General features: G+C 73.3%; 14 protein-coding genes. 8 read left to right on the top strand and 6 right to left on the bottom strand.

Going from position 1 to position 18,412, the window contains the following annotated elements; genetic code table 11:
* Positions 1-100: 100 nt before the first annotated feature.
* Positions 101-421, bottom strand: coding sequence for a hypothetical protein (locus QSK52_RS12560; RefSeq protein WP_285736067.1), 321 nt, complete (start codon positions 419-421; stop codon positions 101-103).
* Positions 422-661: 240 nt separating this feature from the next.
* On the opposite strand from QSK52_RS12560, the gene QSK52_RS12555 reads away from it, so the two are divergent.
* On the top strand, positions 662-2,854 hold the full coding sequence (locus QSK52_RS12555) for a terpene synthase family protein (RefSeq protein ID WP_285736066.1): 2,193 nt from the start codon (positions 662-664) through the stop codon (positions 2,852-2,854).
* Here QSK52_RS12555 and QSK52_RS12550 read toward each other — a convergent pair.
* The 3 genes from QSK52_RS12550 to QSK52_RS12540 form a co-directional block, all read right to left on the bottom strand.
* The gene (locus QSK52_RS12550) at positions 2,851-3,837 is read right to left on the bottom strand and encodes an IS481 family transposase (RefSeq protein ID WP_285736065.1); all 987 of its coding nucleotides are present in this window, start codon (positions 3,835-3,837) and stop codon (positions 2,851-2,853) included. The genes QSK52_RS12555 and QSK52_RS12550 overlap by 4 nt on opposite strands.
* Before the next feature lie 197 nt (positions 3,838-4,034).
* Positions 4,035-4,949: a peptidase gene (locus tag QSK52_RS12545; protein WP_285736064.1), complete on the bottom strand. Its 915-nt coding sequence runs from the start codon at positions 4,947-4,949 to the stop codon at positions 4,035-4,037.
* Between the two features lie 2 nt (positions 4,950-4,951).
* Positions 4,952-6,292 carry a VWA domain-containing protein gene (locus QSK52_RS12540; protein ID WP_285736063.1) on the bottom strand — a complete coding sequence of 447 codons (1,341 nt, stop codon included), beginning with the start codon at positions 6,290-6,292 and terminating at the stop codon, positions 4,952-4,954.
* 95 nt (positions 6,293-6,387) lie between these two features.
* On the opposite strand from QSK52_RS12540, the gene QSK52_RS12535 reads away from it, so the two are divergent.
* The 7 genes from QSK52_RS12535 (at position 6,388) to QSK52_RS12505 (ending at position 14,566) form a co-directional block, all read left to right on the top strand.
* The gene (locus QSK52_RS12535) at positions 6,388-7,236 is read left to right on the top strand and encodes an ABC transporter ATP-binding protein (RefSeq protein ID WP_285736062.1); all 849 of its coding nucleotides are present in this window, start codon (positions 6,388-6,390) and stop codon (positions 7,234-7,236) included.
* Positions 7,233-7,880: an ABC transporter gene (locus tag QSK52_RS12530; RefSeq protein ID WP_285736061.1), complete on the top strand. Its 648-nt coding sequence runs from the start codon at positions 7,233-7,235 to the stop codon at positions 7,878-7,880. The genes QSK52_RS12535 and QSK52_RS12530 overlap by 4 nt, the downstream gene beginning before the upstream one ends.
* A gap of 128 nt (positions 7,881-8,008) precedes the next feature.
* Positions 8,009-8,512 carry a DUF1269 domain-containing protein gene (locus QSK52_RS12525; protein ID WP_285736060.1) on the top strand — a complete coding sequence of 168 codons (504 nt, stop codon included), beginning with the start codon at positions 8,009-8,011 and terminating at the stop codon, positions 8,510-8,512.
* A gap of 93 nt (positions 8,513-8,605) precedes the next feature.
* Positions 8,606-9,955: an FtsW/RodA/SpoVE family cell cycle protein gene (locus tag QSK52_RS12520; protein WP_435053230.1), complete on the top strand. Its 1,350-nt coding sequence runs from the start codon at positions 8,606-8,608 to the stop codon at positions 9,953-9,955.
* Between the two features lie 86 nt (positions 9,956-10,041).
* Complete coding sequence (locus QSK52_RS12515; protein ID WP_285736292.1) at positions 10,042-11,466, top strand: penicillin-binding transpeptidase domain-containing protein; 1,425 nt, start codon at positions 10,042-10,044, stop codon at positions 11,464-11,466.
* A gap of 70 nt (positions 11,467-11,536) precedes the next feature.
* Positions 11,537-12,943, top strand: coding sequence for an APC family permease (locus QSK52_RS12510; protein WP_285736059.1), 1,407 nt, complete (start codon positions 11,537-11,539; stop codon positions 12,941-12,943).
* 114 nt (positions 12,944-13,057) lie between these two features.
* Entirely contained in the window at positions 13,058-14,566 is a 1,509-nt protein-coding gene (locus tag QSK52_RS12505; RefSeq protein WP_285736058.1) for a N,N-dimethylformamidase beta subunit family domain-containing protein, read from the top strand.
* Between the two features lie 35 nt (positions 14,567-14,601).
* Here the strand turns inward: QSK52_RS12505 and QSK52_RS12500 are convergent, their stop codons facing one another.
* Both QSK52_RS12500 and QSK52_RS12495 read right to left on the bottom strand, forming a co-directional pair.
* Positions 14,602-16,359, bottom strand: a complete 1,758-nt coding sequence (locus tag QSK52_RS12500) for a penicillin-binding transpeptidase domain-containing protein (protein ID WP_285736057.1) — start codon at positions 16,357-16,359, stop codon at positions 14,602-14,604.
* Between the two features lie 150 nt (positions 16,360-16,509).
* Positions 16,510-18,270, bottom strand: coding sequence for a dolichyl-phosphate-mannose--protein mannosyltransferase (locus QSK52_RS12495; protein WP_285736056.1), 1,761 nt, complete (start codon positions 18,268-18,270; stop codon positions 16,510-16,512).
* Positions 18,271-18,412 lie beyond the last annotated feature (142 nt).

The raw sequence follows: 18,412 nt of genomic DNA, 5'->3' as shown, positions 1-18,412 counted from the left end.
TCGGAATCTCCTCCCACCCCGACGATTCCGTGCGCGGCGCCCCGATCCACTGCACCCAGCTGCCCGACCGGGGTGCAGCTACCTGCACCCCCGGCCCCGGCTACTCCTCGAACGGCTCCTCGCTGAACCGGAACCAGGCCCGCGGCGGCTCCACGTGCAGCAGGAACTCGGCCACCGGGCCGTCGGGGGAGTGCAGGGCGCAGGCCGCCTCCAGCGGGTCGTACGCCCGCTCCCAGGCCGCCCACTCCTCCGCCTCGGCCAGTCGGCGGCACTCGGCGAACCCCGGCGCGAACTCCGGCCAGGCCGGGCCCGGGACGAACGCGCCCGACAGCCACGGGAAGTCCGCCTCGTCGATCCGGATCTCGCCGACCAGCTCGGCGCCGCGCAGCAGGCGCCAGGTCTCCTCGGTGAACGGGCCCATCGGGCGGCTCCCTCGGGTGCGGTGGGGCAGGAGGGGCCAGTCTGCCGCAGGGGTCCGACACCGTCCGCCGTCACGGCAACGCGCGACAACGTCACCCGTACGAGTGGATTGCGGAATCCGGGTGGCTCAGCCGGGTACCGGTGACCGCGGGCCCACGGGCTCGTTAGGCCTCGTGCCGATCTCCGTCGGCGACCACACCGGACGACCACACCGGACGAACACCTACAGGGGCGGGAACTCGTGGCTCAGCCGTTCGAACTGCCGGACTTCTACGTGCCGTACCCGGCCCGGATCAACCCGCACTACGAGGAGGCGCGGGTCCACACCAAGGACTGGGCGCGCTCCTTCGGCATGCTGGAGGGCTCCGGCGTCTGGGAGGAGCACGACCTCGACTCGCACGACTACGCGCTGCTCTGCTCCTACACCCACCCCGACTGCGGCAGCGAGGCGCTGGACCTCGTCACCGACTGGTACACCTGGGTCTTCTTCTTCGACGACCACTTCCTGGAGACCTTCAAGCGCACCCTCGACCGCGAGGGCGGCAAGGCGTACCTGGACCGGCTGCCCGCCTTCATGCCGATGGACCTCGCGGACGGCTACCCGGAGGCCACCAACCCGGTCGAGGCCGGCCTGGCGGACCTGTGGCAGCGCACCGTCCCGCACATGTCGGCCGACTGGCGGGCCCGGTTCGCCGAGTCGACCAGGAACCTGCTGAACGAGTCGCTCTGGGAGCTGTCCAACATCAACGAGGGCCGGGTCGCCAACCCGGTCGAGTACATCGAGATGCGCCGCAAGGTCGGCGGCGCCCCCTGGTCCGCCGGGCTGATCGAGTACGCGGCGAACGCCGAGGTGCCCGGGTCGGTGGCGCACTCCCGGCCGCTGCGCGTCCTGCGCGACGCCTTCTCGGACGGCGTGCACCTGCGCAACGACCTGTTCTCGTACGAGCGCGAGATCGGCGAGGAGGGCGAGCTCTCCAACGGCGTCCTGGTGCTGGAGACCTTCCTCGGCTGCTCCACCCAGCAGGCCGCCGACGCCGTCAACGACCTGCTCACCTCCCGGCTCCAGCAGTTCGAGAACACCGCGCTCACCGAACTCGCCCCGCTGGTCGTCGAGCACGCGCTGGGCCCGGAGGAGGTCGCCCGGGTCCTCGCCTACGTCAAGGGCATGCAGGACTGGCAGTCCGGCGGCCACGAGTGGCACATGCGCTCCAGCCGCTACATGAACGGCGGCGGCGCGGCCGCCCCCGCGCTCGGCCCGACCGGACTGGGCACCTCCGCCGCCGACATCCGCCTCGCCGCGGGCGTCCGCGGACTGCGCAGCTTCACCCACACCCCGTACCGCAGGGCCGTCCCCGCCCCGCTGCCCGCCTTCCCGATGCCCTACCCCCTCACGCTCAACCCGCACCTGGACGGCGCCCGCGAGTCGGTGGTCGCCTGGGCCCGGGAGTTCGGCCTGCTCGACCCCGAGCCCGGCGTCCCCGGCTCCGACGTCTGGAACGAGGCCAAGCTCCGCGACTACGACTTCGCGCTCTGCGCCGCGGGCATCGACCCCGACGCCACCCCCGCCGAACTCGACCTCTCCTCGGCCTGGTTGACCTGGGGCACCTACGCCGACGACTACTACCCCGCGGTCTTCGGCCGCCCCCGCGACCTGCTCGGCGCGAAGGCCGCCAACGAGCGCCTGCACGCCCTGATGACGCTCGACGGCAGCCTCCCCTTCGCCCCGCGCAACGCCCTGGAGTCCGGCCTCGCCGACGTCTGGCGGCGCACCGTCGCGCCGTTCGGGCAGGGCGCCCGGGCCGCGTTCCGCAAGGCCGTCGGCGACATGCTCGACAGCTGGCTCTGGGAGCTCGCCAACGGTGCCCAGAACCGGATCCCCGACCCGGTCGACTACATCGAGATGCGCCGCGCCACCTTCGGCTCCGACCTGACGATGAGCCTGTCCCGGCTCGGCCGCGGCGAGGCGGTCCCCGAGGAGGTGTACGCCAGCGGCACCCTGCGGGCGATCGAGGACTCCGCGGCGGACTACGCCTGCCTGGTCAACGACCTGCACTCGTACCGCAAGGAGACCGAGTACGAGGGCGAGTTCCACAACCTGGTCCGGGTGGTGGAGAACTTCTTCTCCTGCGAGCACCCGGTCGCCGTCGACATCGTGGCCGACCTGATGGCCTCCCGGCTCAGCCAGTTCGCCCACCTGCTCGACGGTGAACTCCCGCTGCTCAAGCAGGACCTCGCCATCGAGGGCGAGGCCGAACAGGCCCTCGACGGGTACGTCCGCGAGCTGCAGGACTGGATGGCCGCCGTCCTGCACTGGCACCGGGAGTGCCGCCGCTACACGGACGACGCGCTGCGGCGGCACTTCGCCCCGAGCACGGCCGTCCGGCCGGAGCTGGGAACGGCGGCGATGCGGATCCTGGAGACGATCGGCCGCTAGCTGTATTGACCACGAGCGTTGTTGACGCGGGTGATCGGGGGCTGGCCTGCGAGTGCGGTGTGGCAGCGATGGTAGTTGTAGCGGTGGAGGAAGTCGGGGAGCGCTTCGCTTCGTTCCTGGTTGCTCGTGTAGGGCCGCTGGTAGGCCCACTCGTCGAGCAGGGTGCGGTTGAAGCGCTCGACCTTGCCGTTGGTCTGCGGGCGGTAGGGGCGGGTGCGCTTGTGCGCGATGCCCGACGTCCGCAGGGTGTCGCGCCACAGGTGTGACTTGTAGCAGGAGCCGTTGTCGGTCAGGACGCGTTCGACGGTGATGCCCAGGCCGGAGAAGAACTGTTCGGCCCTTCGCCAGAACGCGACCGCGGTCTCCTTGCGTTCGTCGGGCAGGATCTCGCTGTAGGCGAGGCGGGTGTGGTCGTCGACGGCGCTGTGGACGAAGCTGTAGCCGATCTTCGGTGTCCCGCTCGGGGTCCGCAGGTCGGTAGTGGCGTGCCGGTTGCTCTCGCCGGCCTGGCGGTCCACGACGCGGTGGCCGCCGCCGTCGGGGATGTTGCCGAGCTTCTTGATGTCGACGTGGACCAGCTCGCCGGGGCGGTCGCGTTCGTAGCGGCGGATCACCTGTCCGGTGGGCCGGTCCATCCAGCGCAGCCGGTTCACGCCGTGCCGGGTCAGGACCCGGTGGACCGTGGAGGCAGGCATGCCGAGGATCGGCGCGATCCGGGCGGGGCCGAGTCTGCGCTCGCGTCGCAGCCGGCAGACCTCGGCCTCGATCGCGTCCGGGGTGCGGTGCGGGGTGGTGCGGGGCCTGCTGGGGCGGTCGTGCAGGCCCGCCTCTCCCTCCTCCTGCCATCGGCGGACCCACTTGTGGGCGGTGGTGCGGGAGATCCCCATCTCGGCGGCTATGTGCGCGACAGGGCGCCCGGCCCTGACCCGCTCGACCAGGAGCCGCCTGCCGTGCACGGTCAGGCGGGCGTTACGGTGGGACACGAAGACCTCCGAGTGTGGTGTGGAGCCTAGACACCTCCACCACACCGGAGGTCTTCGCTTTTGATCAAATCCCGGGACCGTCAACAACGCTCATGGCCAATACAGCTAGCGGGCAGCGGGGGTGAACGGCCGCGGGGCCGCGAGGGGACGGTCGGTCGACGTCCCCTCGCGGCCCCGCGGTGCGCTGTCCTGCCGTCCTACTGCCAGCTGTCCTGCCGCGGCTGCCCCGGGGGCGCCTGGTGCGGGACGGGGGCCGGGCGGTGCGGGTGGTGGCGGTGCCCGCGGGGGTGGCGGGTGAGCGTGTAGCCGAGGACACCGGCGAGGGCGGCGAGGACGCCGCCCGCGACGGTCCACCACCAGCGGGTGTTCCAGCCGGAGAAGAGGTCCGAGTACCAGTGGGTCTCTTCCTCGGCGGGCGCGGCCGCGTACGTCGCGCTCGCGCTCGGCGACGGGGCGGCCGCCGAGGGGGCGGCCGTCGCCCCGGCGTTGACCGGCGGCACCAGCGGGGCCTTCAGCGAGCCGCCCTCGGGCTGGGCGTCGTCCGCGCCGCCCTTGGTGGCGACGTGCACGTGGACGGTGGAGGCCAGGCCGAGGTCGGTCTGCGGGATGTCCGTGGTGGACAGCCGGACGTAGTACGTGCCGGGCAGCGGGTCACCGGACCAGGGCTCGGCCCAGGAGCGGATCTGCCGCAGCGTGCAGCTCAGCTCCAGGGTGGCCGCGCTCTGCTCGGCGGTGCCGTTCTGCGGGCCCGCGGTGCAGGACTGCCGACGGCGCAGGCCGTCGAACAGCTCGACCGTCCAGGTCTGCGCGCCGTGCCGGTCCGCGGCGTCCGGCAGGGTGACCTTGACCTGGACGGTCGCGGTCTGGCCCTCGGCGGCCGGGAACGCCCAGTACAGGTAGTCGCCGGTGGAGACCGGCACGTCCGCGTCCTGGCCGGAGGCCAGCGTGGTGGCGGTGAGGAAGCTGGTGCCCACCGAGTTGACCACCGGCTTGGCGGTGCCGGACGCCGACGGCGAGGCGGACGGGGACGCGGCCGAGGCCGACGTCGGGGCCAGCAGGAGCAGGCCGGTGAACGCGGCGGCCGCGGCCGCGGCGGTGCGGAGCTTGCGCATGGTCAGTTCTCCCGCCAGACGGCGATCCGCCAGCGTGCCAGCCAGCCGAAGAGCAGACCGGCGATCAGGCCGGCCAGGGTCAGGACGCCGAGCAGGATCCAGCCGCGGCCCAGGCCCATCGCGGGGCCGTCGGGGGCGGGGGAGGCGGCGGCGACGTCCACGGTCAGCTCCAGCGGCAGGCCGGGGTCGGCCTGCACGCCCGCCTGCGCGGCGAAGGAGTTGCTGACCACCAGGCAGACCGTCCGGGCGGCCGACTTCGAGCCCGCGCCCTTCGACGGGGAGGCCGACGCCGAGCCGGTGCCGTCCCCGTCGCCGTCCTCGGCCGCGGACCAGCGCACGCCGGTGGAGGCCACGTCGGTGCGGCCGGAGCCGGCGTCGCTGCCGCGCACCAGTTCCTGGCCGCCGGTGTCGGTCGCCTGCAGCAGCACCCCGTAGTCCCGGGCGACGGCCCGGTCCGGGGTGACGCTGACCGAGGCGCGCAGTTCCTCGCCCGCCTTCACCGGCACCCGGTAGACCCGGTGCTCGGAGAACTTCTCCCGGTCGGTGTAGACGCCGGGGGAGAGGACCGGGGCGTTCGCGCACGTGTCGGTGCCGGTGACCTTCGCCGGGGCGACGGTGTGGGTGTCCTGGGCGCGCTCGACCAACTGCTTGACGCGCTTGGTCAGTTGGTCCTGGCTGCGGACGTCGGTGAAGGTGCCGCCGGTCGCGTTGGCGATGCAGATCAGCTGCTGCCGGGTCTTGTCGTCGTGGGCCAGGCCCAGGGTGTCGACGACCAGGTGGATGCCCTGGCTGGCCAGTTCGCGGGCCACGTCGCACGGGTCCGGCGGGGCGCAGGTGTCCTCGCCGTCGGTGATCAGCACGATCCGGCGGGTGGTCGGGCCGGTGCCCAGGTCCTGGGCGGCGGCGCGCAGCGCGATCCCGATCGGGGTCCAGCCGGTCGGGCGGACGGTGGCGACGGCCGTCTTGGCCTGCACCTTGTCGGTCTTCCCGACGGGATAGAGCTGCTGGGTGTCCTTGCAGCCCTCCTTCTGGTCGTTGCCCGGGTACGTCGCGCCGAGGGTGCGGATGCCGAACTCGGTCTCCTCCGGCAGCGCGTCGATGACCTCCTTGATCGACTGTTGGGCGACCTCCATCCGGCTCTTGCCCTGGATGTCCATGGTGCGCATCGACCCCGAGCCGTCCAGGATCAGGTCGACCTTGGGCGCCTCGGTCGCGGCGGGCGGCGCCCCGGGTTCGTCGGCGTGCGCGGGGAGGGTGCCCAGCGCGGTGCCCACGACTATCGTCAGGGCCCCGAGCAGGGCGGCCGCGCGGGCCGTCCGTCGTGGTGTGGTAGTGGTGATCACCGCCGCATCCTAGGGACCGTCAGTTCGAATCGCCCAACGCGGGTGGTGGGCGGCACCTACCCTGAACGCACGGACGGAGCGGGCGAGGAGAGCGCATGACGGTGCGTCTGGCCGGGGTCGGCAAACGCTACGGGCGCGGGGGTCCGTGGGTCCTGCGGGGCGTCGACCTGACGCTGCCGCCGGGCGGGATCGTCCGGGTCGAGGGCGCCAACGGCAGTGGGAAGTCCACCCTGTTGAAGCTCCTGGCGGGCATCGAGCGCGCCGAGCGCGGCACGGTGGAGGTCACCGGCAGCCGGGCCTACGTGCCCGAACGCTTCCCGCCCGCGCTGCCGTTCGACGCCCGCGACTACCTGTGCCACCTCGGCCGCCTCCGCGGCCTGGGCGCCGCGGAGGGGCGGCGGCGCGCCGACCACTGGCTGGAGCGCTTCGGCATCACCGGCTACGCGGGCACCCCGATCGGCCGGCTCTCCAAGGGCACCTGCCAGAAGGTCGCCGTCGCCCAGGCCCTGCTCGCCGAGGCGGACCTGCTGCTGCTGGACGAGGCGTGGACCGGCCTCGACCTGGCCGCCCGCGGCGAACTCGACGCGGCCGTCACCGAACGGGCCGACGGCGGCGGGCTGGTGGTGTTCGTCGACCACGACCCGAACCGGCTGGCCGGGCTCACCACGGCCGGACACCTGGTCAGGAACGGCGCCCTGCACGAGGTCCCGCCCGTCCGGGCCGACGAGGACGGCCCGCGCGCGGTGGTCGTGGTCCGCGCCGAGCGCCTGCCCGAGCACCTCCCCGGCCACCCGGAGCGCAAGCCGCTCGTCGACGGCACCGTCCGCCTCGACGTGGCCGCCGCCCACTCCGACGCCCTGCTGCGCAGGCTCCTCAACTCGACGCCCCCGGTGCACGTCCGGAGCGTGGCCGGACCGGAGCACCCGGAAGGAGCGCGGCCGTGACGCTGCGCGTGCTGACCCGCTACCACCTGGAACTGCTGGTGCGCTCGCAGCGCTGGCTGCCCCCGGGCCTGACGTACCTGGTGGTGCTGGGCCTGGGCCTGTCGGGCGGGGACGACGTCTCCTCGGCGGCCGCCTTCTCGGCCGGGCTGCTGGTGCCGGTGACGGGCTGGCTGGTGCGCGGCGCGGTGGGCGCCGAACCGGCCCAGTCGCGGGCCTGCCTGGTGGCGGCGGCGGGCTGGGCCCGGGTGCACCTGTCGGCGCTGCTCGCGGCGGCCCTGGCGGGCCTGGTGCTGGGCGCGCTCGGGCTGGCCGCGGTGCTGCTGCTGGGCAGCGGCGCCACGGCCGCGGGCGTCGCCGGGGGCGCGGCGGCGACGGTGGTGTGCGTACTGTCGGGCGCGGCGGTCGGCGCGGTGTGCAACCGCCCCGTGGTGGCGGGGCCGTACGCGGTGCCGCTGGGGCTGGGCGCGGTGGTGGCGGTGCTGCTGGTGCCGGGCTCCCCGGCGAACGAGGCGGTGCGGGCGCTGGTGCTGGGCGCGCGGCAGCACGCGCCGGACGTGCCGTGGTGGACGCTCCCGGCCGCGGCGGCCCTGGCGGCGGGGTGCTGCTGGGCGGCGGTGGCGGCCGCCGTCCGGCGCGGTGACTGAGCGCCCGGCCGGGCCGGTGCGCCGGGCCGGTGCGAAACGGACACACCGGTTCGGATCGGGTTGAACCCGGCCAATTCTGGCTAGGGTGCTAGGAGACGTGCCCCGTGCCTGCTGGAAGGAAGCCCGCCGTGAGCAACCTGTTCGCGATCGCCTACCCGGATGTCGCCACCGCGCAGAAGGTCCGTGACGAGCTGGTCGGCCTGCAGAAGCAGAAGCTGGTCGACCTGGAGGACGTCGTGGTGGTCGAGCGCCGCGAGGACGGCAAGATCAAGCTGCACCAGGCCGTGTCCAACACCGGCATGGGCGCGGCCTCGGGCGCCCTGTGGGGCGGCGTGATCGGCCTGCTGTTCTTCATGCCGTTCCTGGGCGCGGCGGTCGGCGGCGCGACCGGCGCGGCGGTCGGCGCGTCCACCGACACCGGCGTGGACGACAACTTCATGCGCCAGGTCGGCGAGAAGCTGGAGCCCGGCAAGGCCGCGGTGTTCGCCCTGGTCCGCTCGGCGACGCAGGACAAGGTCATCCCGGCGGTCGCCCAGTTCGGCGGCGAGCTGATCCAGACCTCGCTGAGCCACGACGAGGAGGAGCACCTGCGGGAGATCGCCAAGGCGGCGTACCCGGCCTCCACGCTCTGACGCCGCAGCACCGACCTTCCGGCGGGGTGCCGGGCGCGCGTCGCCCGGCGCCCCGCCGTCCGTGCCCCTTCGAGCTGGCGAGGACGGCTGGTGGTGGCGACTGACTCCGCGACCCGGGCGGCCCGGGCGCCCCGCGCCCGGCGGGCCCGGACCGGGCGCTGGACCGAACTGGTGCTGGTGCTGGCCGCGGTGGGCATCGCGGTGTTCGGCTACGTCGAGGTCGGCGTCAACATCGACGGCCAGGCCCCGCCGGACGCCGCCCAGTACGGCGCCGCGCTCGGCGTGCTCGCCCTACTGGCGCACGCCGCGGTGCGCTGGCGCGCCACGTGGGCCGACCCGCTGCTGCTGCCGATCGCGGTGCTGCTCAACGGCATCGGCCTGGTCGTCATCTACCGGTTGGACCGCAACCCCGGCAGCGCCGCCGCCCCCACCCAACTGCTCTGGTCCACCCTCGGGGTGGGCCTGTTCATCGCGGTGCTGCTCCTGCTGCGCGACCACCGCCGCCTGCAGCGCTACGCGTACGTCGGGGCGTTCGTCGCGCTCGTCCTGCTGGTGCTGCCGGTGTTCTTCCCGCCGGTGTACGGCTCGCGGATCTGGATCACCCTGGGCCCGCTCTCCTTCCAGCCCGGCGAGTTCGCCAAGGTCCTGCTGGCGATCTTCTTCGCCGCCTACCTGGCCGCGCACCGGGACGCGCTGGCGCTGACCGGCCGCCGGGTGCTGTGGTTCCAGCTCCCGCTGGGCCGGGTGCTCGGGCCGGTGCTGCTGATCTGGGCGGCGTTCGTCGGCGTGCTGGTGCTGGAGACCGACCTGGGCACCTCGCTGCTGTTCTTCGGCCTGTTCGTGGTGATGCTGTACGTCGCCACCGCCCGCACCGGCTGGATCGTGATCGGCCTGCTGCTGTCCGCGCTGGCCGCGGTCGGCGTGGGCTGGCTCTCCCCGCACGTGCACAGCCGGGTCACCGAGTGGCTGCACCCGCTGGCCTCGATCGAGGCCGGGCAGGGCGCCAACCAGATCGCCCAGTCGCTGTTCGCGTTCGCCTGGGGCGGCCAGCTCGGCACCGGCCTGGGCCTGGGCCACTCCGCGCTGATCGGCTTCGCCACCAAGTCCGACTTCATCCTGGCCACCGTCGGCGAGGAGCTCGGCCTGACCGGCCTGTTCGCGGTGCTCCTGCTGTACGCCCTGCTGGTGGCCCGGGGCTTCCGGACCGGCATCGCGCTGCGCGACCCGTTCGGGCGGTTGCTCGCCATCGGCCTGGCCGCCCTGGTCGCGATCCAGGTGTTCGTGGTCGCGGGCGGCGTCCTCGACCTGATCCCGCTGACCGGCATGACGCTGCCGTTCATCGCCCAGGGCGGCTCGTCCGTGGTCACCAACTGGATCATCGTGGCGCTGCTGGTGCGGATGAGCGACCTCGCCCGGCGCCCCGCACCCGAGGAGGACGCGTGAGGCTCACCCGGCCCGAGGGCACCAACGGCGGGCCGGACGGGCTCCCCGGCATCTCCACCACCGGGCGCCGGGCCGGGACGTTCTGCATGCTGCTGATCGTCGCCCTCGCCCTCCAGGCCACCCGCGTCCAGGTGTTCCAGAAGAACGAGCTGGACCACAACGCCGCCAACCAGCGCGCCACCATCCAGCGCTACTCCCAGCCCCGCGGCAACCTGCTGGTCGCCGGGCAGCCCGTCACCGGCTCCGCGCCGACCGGCGGCCGCTACGCCTACAAGCGCACCTACGCCGACGGCCCGCTGTACGCCGCCGTCACCGGCTACTCGTCCCAGACCTACGGCAACACCCAGCTGGAGGGCGTCTACGACGACGTGCTCTCCGGCACCGACCCGAAGCTCGCGGGCTGGGCGGTCTGGGACGCGGTCACCCGGCAGCAGCAGCCCGGCGGCGACGTGGTCACCACCATCGACCCGGCCGCCCAGCGCGCCGCCGTGCAGGGCCTGGGCAGCCAGAAGGGCGCCGTCGCCGCGATCGAACCCGCCACCGGCCGGATCCTCGCCCTCGCCTCCACCCCCAGCTACGACCCCGGCAGCTTCGCGGGCACCTCCACCGCCGACCAGAACGCCTGGAAGAGGCTCCAGGACGACCCCGACCAGCCGATGCTCAACCGGGCCCTGCGCCAGATCTACCCGCCCGGCTCCACCTTCAAGGTGGTCACCGCCGCCGCCGCGCTCGCCAGCGGCGTCGTCACCGACATCGACGCCCCCACCGACGCCCCGTACCCGTACGTCATGCCCGGCACCACCACCCCGCTCACCAACGACACCAGCGCCTGCAACCAGGCCGGGCTGTCGCTGGACGAGGCGATGACGCTGTCCTGCAACAGCGTCATGGGCTACCTCGGCGTGCAGACCGGACTCGACCGGATGACCGCGATGGCCCGGAACTTCGGCTTCAACGACGCCAGGCTGGACGTCCCGGTGCGGGCCGCCCGCTCCAACTTCGACACCGAGATGAACAAGTCCCAGCTGGCGCTCTCCTCCATCGGCCAGTACGACACCGCCGCCACCCCGCTGGTGATGGCCATGGTCGCCGCCGGGGCCGCCAACGACGGCCAGGTGATGTCCCCGCAGCTCGTCGACAGGCTCACCAAGGCCGACGGCAGCCAGGTCCAGCTGATGCACCCCAGCCTCTACCACCAGGCGTTCGGGGCCGGAGTCGCCCAGCAGCTGCGGCAGTTGATGGTCGACGTGGTCGAGAACGGCACCGGCCGCAACGCCCGCATCCCCGGCGCCGAGGTCGGCGGCAAGACCGGCACCGCCCAGCACGGCGTCGACAACTCCGGCACCCCCTACGCCTGGTTCATCGCCTGGGCCCGCCCCGCCGGGTCCACCGCCACCCCGCCGGTCGCCGTCGCCGTCGTGGTCGCCGACAGCCAGGCCACCGACGTCACCGGGGGCGGGCTGGCCGCGCCCATCGCCAGGTCCGTCATGCAGGCCGTGCTCAACCGGTAGGACCTCGCCAAACAGCGGAAAAGCGGCATTTGCTACTGTCCCGGTCCGATCCCCCACCAGAAGGACAGCGATGAGCACCACCCCCCTGCTGCGGCGCAAGCCCGTGGACACCCTGATCGCCGAGGCAGGAGACACCGGAGCCGGAGAGCTGCGCCGCTCCATCGGGCTCTGGCAGCTCTCCGCGATCGGCATCGGCGCCACCGTCGGCACCGGCATCTTCTTCGTCCTCACCACCTCCGTGCCCGAGGCCGGACCGGCGGTGATCCTCTCCTTCGTGATCGCCGCCGTCACGGCCGGGCTCACCGCGCTCTGCTACGCCGAACTCGCCTCCGCCATCCCGGTGGCCGGCTCCTCCTACTCGTACGCCTACGCCACCATGGGCGAGATCGTCGCCTTCGGCGTCGGCGTCTGCCTGCTCATGGAGTACGGCGTCTCCGCCTCCGCGATCGCGGTGACCTGGGGCCAGTACCTCAACCAGTTCTCCGACCTGGCCTTCGACCTGCACCTCCCGGCGAAGCTCGCCGCCCCGCCCGGGGACGGCGGCGTCTTCAACCTGCCCGCGGTCGTGCTGGTCCTGCTGGTCACCGTCCTGCTGATCCGCGGCGTCGGCGAGTCCGCGAAGGTCAACGCCGCCATGGTGGCGATCAAGCTGGGCATCCTGGTGCTGTTCGTCGCCGTCGGCCTGACCGGCTTCACCGCGGGCAACTTCACCCCGTTCGCGCCCAACGGCTGGGACGGCGTGCAGACCGCCGCCTCCACCATCTTCTTCTCCTTCATCGGCCTCGACGCCGTCTCCACCGCGGGCGAGGAGGTCCGCGAACCGCGGCGCACCCTGCCGCTCGCCATCCTGATCTCGCTGGTCGTCGTCACCGTCCTCTACATCGCCGTCGCCGTCACCGCGATCGGCGCCCAGCCCTGGCAGCAGTTCGACGGCCAGGAGGCGGGCCTCGCCCAGATCCTGCAGAACGTCACCGGGCAGACCTGGCCCGCCCTGGTGTTCGCCGCCGGGGCGATCATCTCGATCTTCTCCATCACCCTGGTGGTGATCTACGGCCAGACCCGGATCCTCTACGCGATGGGCCGCGACGGACTCCTCCCGCGCCCCTTCACCCGGGTCTCCGCCCGCACCGGCACCCCCGTCTGGAACACCGTCGTGGTCGGCACCGCCGTCGCGGTCCTCGCCGCGGTCTTCCCGCTCAAGCTGCTGGCCGACATGACCTCGATGGGCACCCTGGTGGCCTTCACGGCGGTCTCGGTGGGCATCGTCGTGCTGCGCCGCACCCGCCCCGACCTGCCGCGCGGCTTCAAGGTGCCGTTCTACCCCGTCACGCCGGTGCTCAGCGCCGCGTTCTGCATCTACCTGATCACCAAGCTGCACGCCGACACCTTCCTCGCCTTCGCGGTCGTCCTGGCCCTCGCCGCCGTCCTGTACTTCACCTACAGCGCCAGGCACTCCCGCCTCGCCCGGGACCGCTGACCCCGGTCCCCCACCCGCCGCCCAAGAGTTCCCCATGCCCCGGCCACGGACGCACCACCGGGCCGGGGCGTTGCCTAGGGTGAGGGCGGAGCACGTTCGAACACGGGAGTGACATTGGGCGCCACCGGACGCCGCAGATTCCTCGGACTGGCCGCGGGTGCCGCGGCCGGCCTCACCGCCTGCGGCCCCGGCGGCCGCCCCACAGGAGCGGCCACCGCCAGCGGCCCCGCCACCGCCACCGGCCCCGGCCCCGGCCCGTCCGCCACCGCCGCCGAGAACGCCCGCCCCGGCGACGCCGACTGGCGGATCACCGCCGCCGGACCCGACCAGGCGATCGAGGGCTGGGCGGACCGGGTCAGCGCCCTGCCCGGCGAACAGGTCGGACTGCACGTCTCCACCACCGCGCCCGGCTACACCGTCACCGCCTACCGGATGGGCTGGTACGGCGGCGCCCGCGCCCGCCGGATCTGGCGCTCCGACCGGCAACCCGGCACCCGGCAGGCCCCGTTCACCGTCGACCGGACCACCCGCACCGTCAGCACCGCCTGGCCGCGCACCACCACCGTCGACACCACCGGCTGGCCCGAGGGCTGCTACCTGCTCCGCCTGGACGCCGACGGCGGCGCCGGACAGCGCTACGTGCCGCTGACCGTCCGCTCCCGCAGCACCGCCGGGACGACCGTCGTCGTCAACGCCGTCACCACCTGGCAGGCCTACAACGAGTGGGGCGGCTACAACCTCTACAACGGCCCCACCGGCGGCCTCCCCACCCGCTCGCTGCAGGTCAGCTTCGACCGCCCCTACCGCTACGACGACGGCGCCGGACTCTTCCTGGTCTACGAGGCCCCGCTCGTCGCCCTCGCCGAGAAGCTCGGCCTCCCGCTCTCCTACACCACCGGCATCGACCTCGCCGCCGACCCCGGCCTGCTGCACGGCGCCACGGCGGTGCTCTCGCTCGGCCACGACGAGTACTGGTCGCCCGAGCAGCGCGCCCACGTCACCGCCGCCCGCGACGCCGGCACCCACCTCGCCTTCCTCGGCGCCAACTGCTGCTACCGGCGCGTCCGTTACGAACCCTCGCCGACCGGGCCCGACCGCACCGTGGTCTGCTGGAAGGGCGCCTGGAAGGACGACCCCGGCTACAGGGCGGGCCACCCCGCCACCACCGACTTCCGCTCCCCGCCCGGCGCCGACCCCGAATCCTCCCTGCTCGGCGTCCTCTACGACGGCTACCCCGTCGACGCCCCGTACGTCGTCACCAACGCCGACCACTGGCTACTGGCCGGCACCGGCGCCCGGAACGGCGACAGCTTCCCCCACCTGGTCGGCGTCGAGTACGACCGCGTCGACCCGTCCTTCCCCACCCCGAAGGGCATCGAGACGATCGCCCACTCCCCGGTCGTCTGCGAGGGCCGCCACTCCTACGCCGACACCGCCCTCTACACCGCCGCCAGCGGCGCGACGGTCTTCGCCACCGGCACCATGCGGTGGGTCGAGTCCCTCGAAGCGACCGGCCCCGCGGGCGGCACCGCCGTCCACGGCATCGACGGCCGCGCGGGCGACTTCACCCGCCGGGTCACCGAGAACCTGCTCCGCGGGTTCGCCGCCGCGCAGCACCCTTAGGCGGGTGGGTCGGAACGGTCAGGGGCCTCCTCCGCTCAGCCCTTGTTGCCGACCCGCAGCACCTTGGAGACCGCCGGGCCCGCCGCCGCGGAGCCGTGGCCGCCGCCCTGGACCTCGGCGGCGACGGCGAGGTTGCCGGAGTAGGCGGTGAACCAGGAGTTCGCGTCGGGGCTGTTGTCGACCTCGGCGGTGCCGGTCTTCGCGCCGGAGCCGGCCGGGAGGGCGGGCTTGACCTCGGAGGCGGTGCCGGAGCGGACGGTCTGCACCATCAGCGACTGCAGGTTGCCGAGGACCTCGGGGGAGAGGGTGCGGGCGGCCTTCTTCTGCTCCATGCCGGGCACCAGGATCGGCTGCCGGAAGACCCCGGACTGGACGGTCGCGGCGACCGAGGCCATGCCGAGCGGGTTGGCGCGCACCTTGCCCTGGCCGATGAACTCGCTCGCCGCACCGGCCATGTTGCCCTCGACCGGGATGTCGGTGTCGAAGTTGGACAGGCCGGTCTGCCAGACCAGGCCGAGCCCGAAGACGTCCTTGGCGATCGAGGGCAGGCTGTTCGGCTTGAGGACGTCCTTGCCCTTCTCGATGAAGGAGGTGTTGCAGGAGTGGATGAACGCGTCGGTGAGCGTGTACTCGGGATGCGCGCCGGGCTCGTCGTTGGAGATGGACTTGCCGGTGACCATGGTGGTCTCGGGGCAGGGCATCGGGCTGGTGGGCGTGACGCCCGCCTCCATCAGCGCCGCGGCGGTGATCACCTTCATGGTGGAGCCGGGCGCGGTCGCGCCGGAGAAGGCGCGGTTCTGGCCGGTGGAGGGCGAGAACGCGTAGGCGAGGATGTTGCCGCTGCTGGGCTCGATGGCGACCATCGAGGCGGGCTTGCCGCCCTGCGCGGCGACCTCCTGCTCGGCGGCCTGCTGCAGGTCGGCGTCGATGGTGAGCTTGAGGTTGGGGACGGGCTTGGGCTCCTTGACCGTGAACAGCTTCACGTCGGCCGCCTTGCCGCCGCCGCTGCCGGTCGCGCTGCTGCTCGGGCTCGGGCTGGCGGACCCGGCGGGGGCGTCCGCGGCGGAGATGACCACCCCGCTGCCCGCGTCGGCGGGGTCGCCGGCCTGCGGGGCGGCGGACTTGAGCTTGTTGAGCAGTCCGGTCAGCGAGGGGTAGCTCGCCAGGGGCCTGCCCTTGCGGTCGGTGATGGCGGCCGGGGCGGCGTAGAGCGGCTTGACCGCGATGGTCTCGCCCGCGTCGAGCTTGGGGTGGATGACGTTGGGCACCCAGTGGACGGCGGCGGTGCCGTCGCTCATCTTGACCACGCCGAGGACGCCGTCGTAGTTCCAGGGGCTGCCGGTCTCGGCGAACTCCACGGAAGCCTTGAAACTTTCCAGCACGCCGGTGGGCGCGGCGCCCTGCGCCGGGGCGGAGGCGGCCGCCGAGGCGGGGGCGCTCGCGGACTTGGACGCGGCGGCGCTGGGCGCGGTGGTGGGGCCGCCGACGGTGAGGTGGACGGCGCTGGGCTTCACGTTGTCCTGGAAGGCCTGCAGCCCGGCCTGCGCCTTGTCCGGGTCGTCGGTGAGCTTGGCGGCCGCGGACAGGTCGCCCTTGGCCCAGGCGTCCAGGAACGCCTTGGCGCCGGACGCGGCGAGCTCGGGGCTCGGGGGCTCGGCGACCACGGTGCGGGGCTTCTTCGCCCCGTCCTTGCCGGAGTCGTCGCCGGAGACCAGGGCGTACGCCCCGTAGCCCCCGCCGAGGAGCACCGCCGCGGCGATGACGGAGACGCCGATCTTCGCGCCCTTGTTCACGTCGAGTCCCCCATGGTGAGTCGTGGCCGTTCGGGTTCAGCGGCCACGACACCATAGGCAGATGCCTTTCGTGCACTCACGACGCGGGGCTGGTTTGTGACAGTTCCGGTACACGTGCGACGGGTGTGGCGACCGTGCGGGCGGGCCGGGCTAGATCCAGGTGTCGAGCCACATCCGGGCCCGCCAGTCGTCCATCGGGATCGTCTGCCCGGTGTAGATCGGGTAGAAGTACAGGAAGTTCCACATGATCGCGGCGACCAGCAGTCCGGCGCCGGTGGCCCCGGCGAGCCTGCGGTCGGGCGAGGAGGTGGCCGGGCCGAGCATCGCGCCGATCATCATGGTCACCGCGAGCACCAGGAACGGGACGAAGCACACCGCGTAGAACAGGAAGATCGTCCGGGCCTGGTAGTTGAACCAGGGCAGGTAGCCCGCCGCCAGCGCGCACAGGATCGCCCCGGCCCGCCAGTCGCGGCGCATCAGCCAGCGGTACAGGCAGTAGACCAGCGCGACGATGCCCGCCCACCACAGGAACGGGGTGCCGATGGCGAGCACCTCGCGGGCGCACTCGGCGGTGGTGCAGCCGGCCTGGCCGTTCTTCGGCGACTCGTAGAAGAACGAGACCGGGCGGCCGACCAGCAGCCAGCTCCACGGGTTGGACTGGTAGGTGTGCGGGCTGGTCAGGGTGACGTTGAAGTGCCAGATCTCGTGGTGGTAGTGCCACAGGCTGCGGGCCCAGTCCGGCACCCAGCCCCAGGTGTCGCTCGGGTTGAGCGCGGCCCAGTTGCGCAGGTAGCCGCCCTTGCCGGGCTCGGGGGAGGAGAGGATCCAGCCGGTCCAGGTCAGCAGGTAGGTGACACCGGCGGTCAGCGTGACCGACAGTGCGGACCAGGCGAAGTCCCACAGGCCGCGCAGGTTGCCGCGGTTGCCGGCCAGGCGGCGGGCGGAGGAGTCCCAGAACCCGGCGAGCAGCACCAGCGCCAGGACCGCCGGGGCGCCGCTCCACTTGGTGCCGGTCATCAGGCCCAGGCAGACCGCCGCGGCCAGCCGGTAGGGGCGCCAGCCCAGGTGCCACCAGTCGGCGCCGAGGCCCTGCTCGACCCGCTCGGCGATCCTGGCGCGGCTCTTGTCCCGGTCGACCAGCAGCAGGCCGAACGCGGCCAGGAACCAGAACATCACCACCAGGTCGAGGATGGCGGAGCGGCTGAGCACGAAGTGCAGCCCGTCCACGGACAGCAGCAGGCCGGCCACGCAGCCCAGCAGGGTGGAGCGGAACATCCGGCGGGCGATCCGGGCCAGCATCAGCACCGAGAGGGTGCCGAGCACGGCCACCGTGAAGCGCCAGCCGAAGGGGTGCATGCCGAAGAAGTGCTCGCCCAGGCCGATGATCCACTTGCCGACCGGGGGGTGCACCACGAACGCGGCGTCGGTGCGCAGCGGGACGACCGGGTTGGGCGCGGTGATCAGGCCGTTGGCGTCGTCGGACCAGCTGCTCTCGTAGCCGAGGTGCCAGAGCGCGTACGCGTCCTTGGCGTAGTACGTCTCGTCGAAGATCAGCGCGTGCGGGCTGCCGAGGCCGGCGAAGCGCAGCACCCCGGCGAAGACCGCGACGCCGAGCGGCCCGAGCCAGCCGGCCCACCGGCACAGCCAGGACCACAGCGGGGCGGGCAGCCGGACGCCGAGCCGGGCGAGCACCGGGGAGGGCTCGACCACCGCGGGCGTGACGCCCGGGCCGTCCGGCATCGGTGGCACCAACTGCTCGGCCAGGGGCGTGCGCCGCGGGGCCCGGTAGCCGACGCCGGACAGCGCGCGGGCCCATCGGGAGGCCGGTTCGGGCTCCGCGCGAGGGGCCGGAACGGCGGCCGGGTCGGCCGGTTCCAGCACGGTCACGCCGCCCCGCTCGGGGTGGTCCATACCACTCTCCATGTCGCCGTTCACGGGCCACATCGTAGGGGCAACGGCTGAAGTCACAAGGGGCCCCCGACCCTCGTCCGCCCCCCGCCCCCGCGGCGCCCCCGCCCCGCGGCCCCCTCAGCAGCCACGGGCCGCCCCCGGG

This window comes from Kitasatospora phosalacinea, assembly GCF_030268885.1.
In the GTDB taxonomy this organism is placed as follows: domain Bacteria; phylum Actinomycetota; class Actinomycetes; order Streptomycetales; family Streptomycetaceae; genus Kitasatospora; species Kitasatospora phosalacinea_C.
Note: the sequence above shows the minus strand (reverse complement) of the source record. Positions and strands in the feature narration are given on the sequence as shown.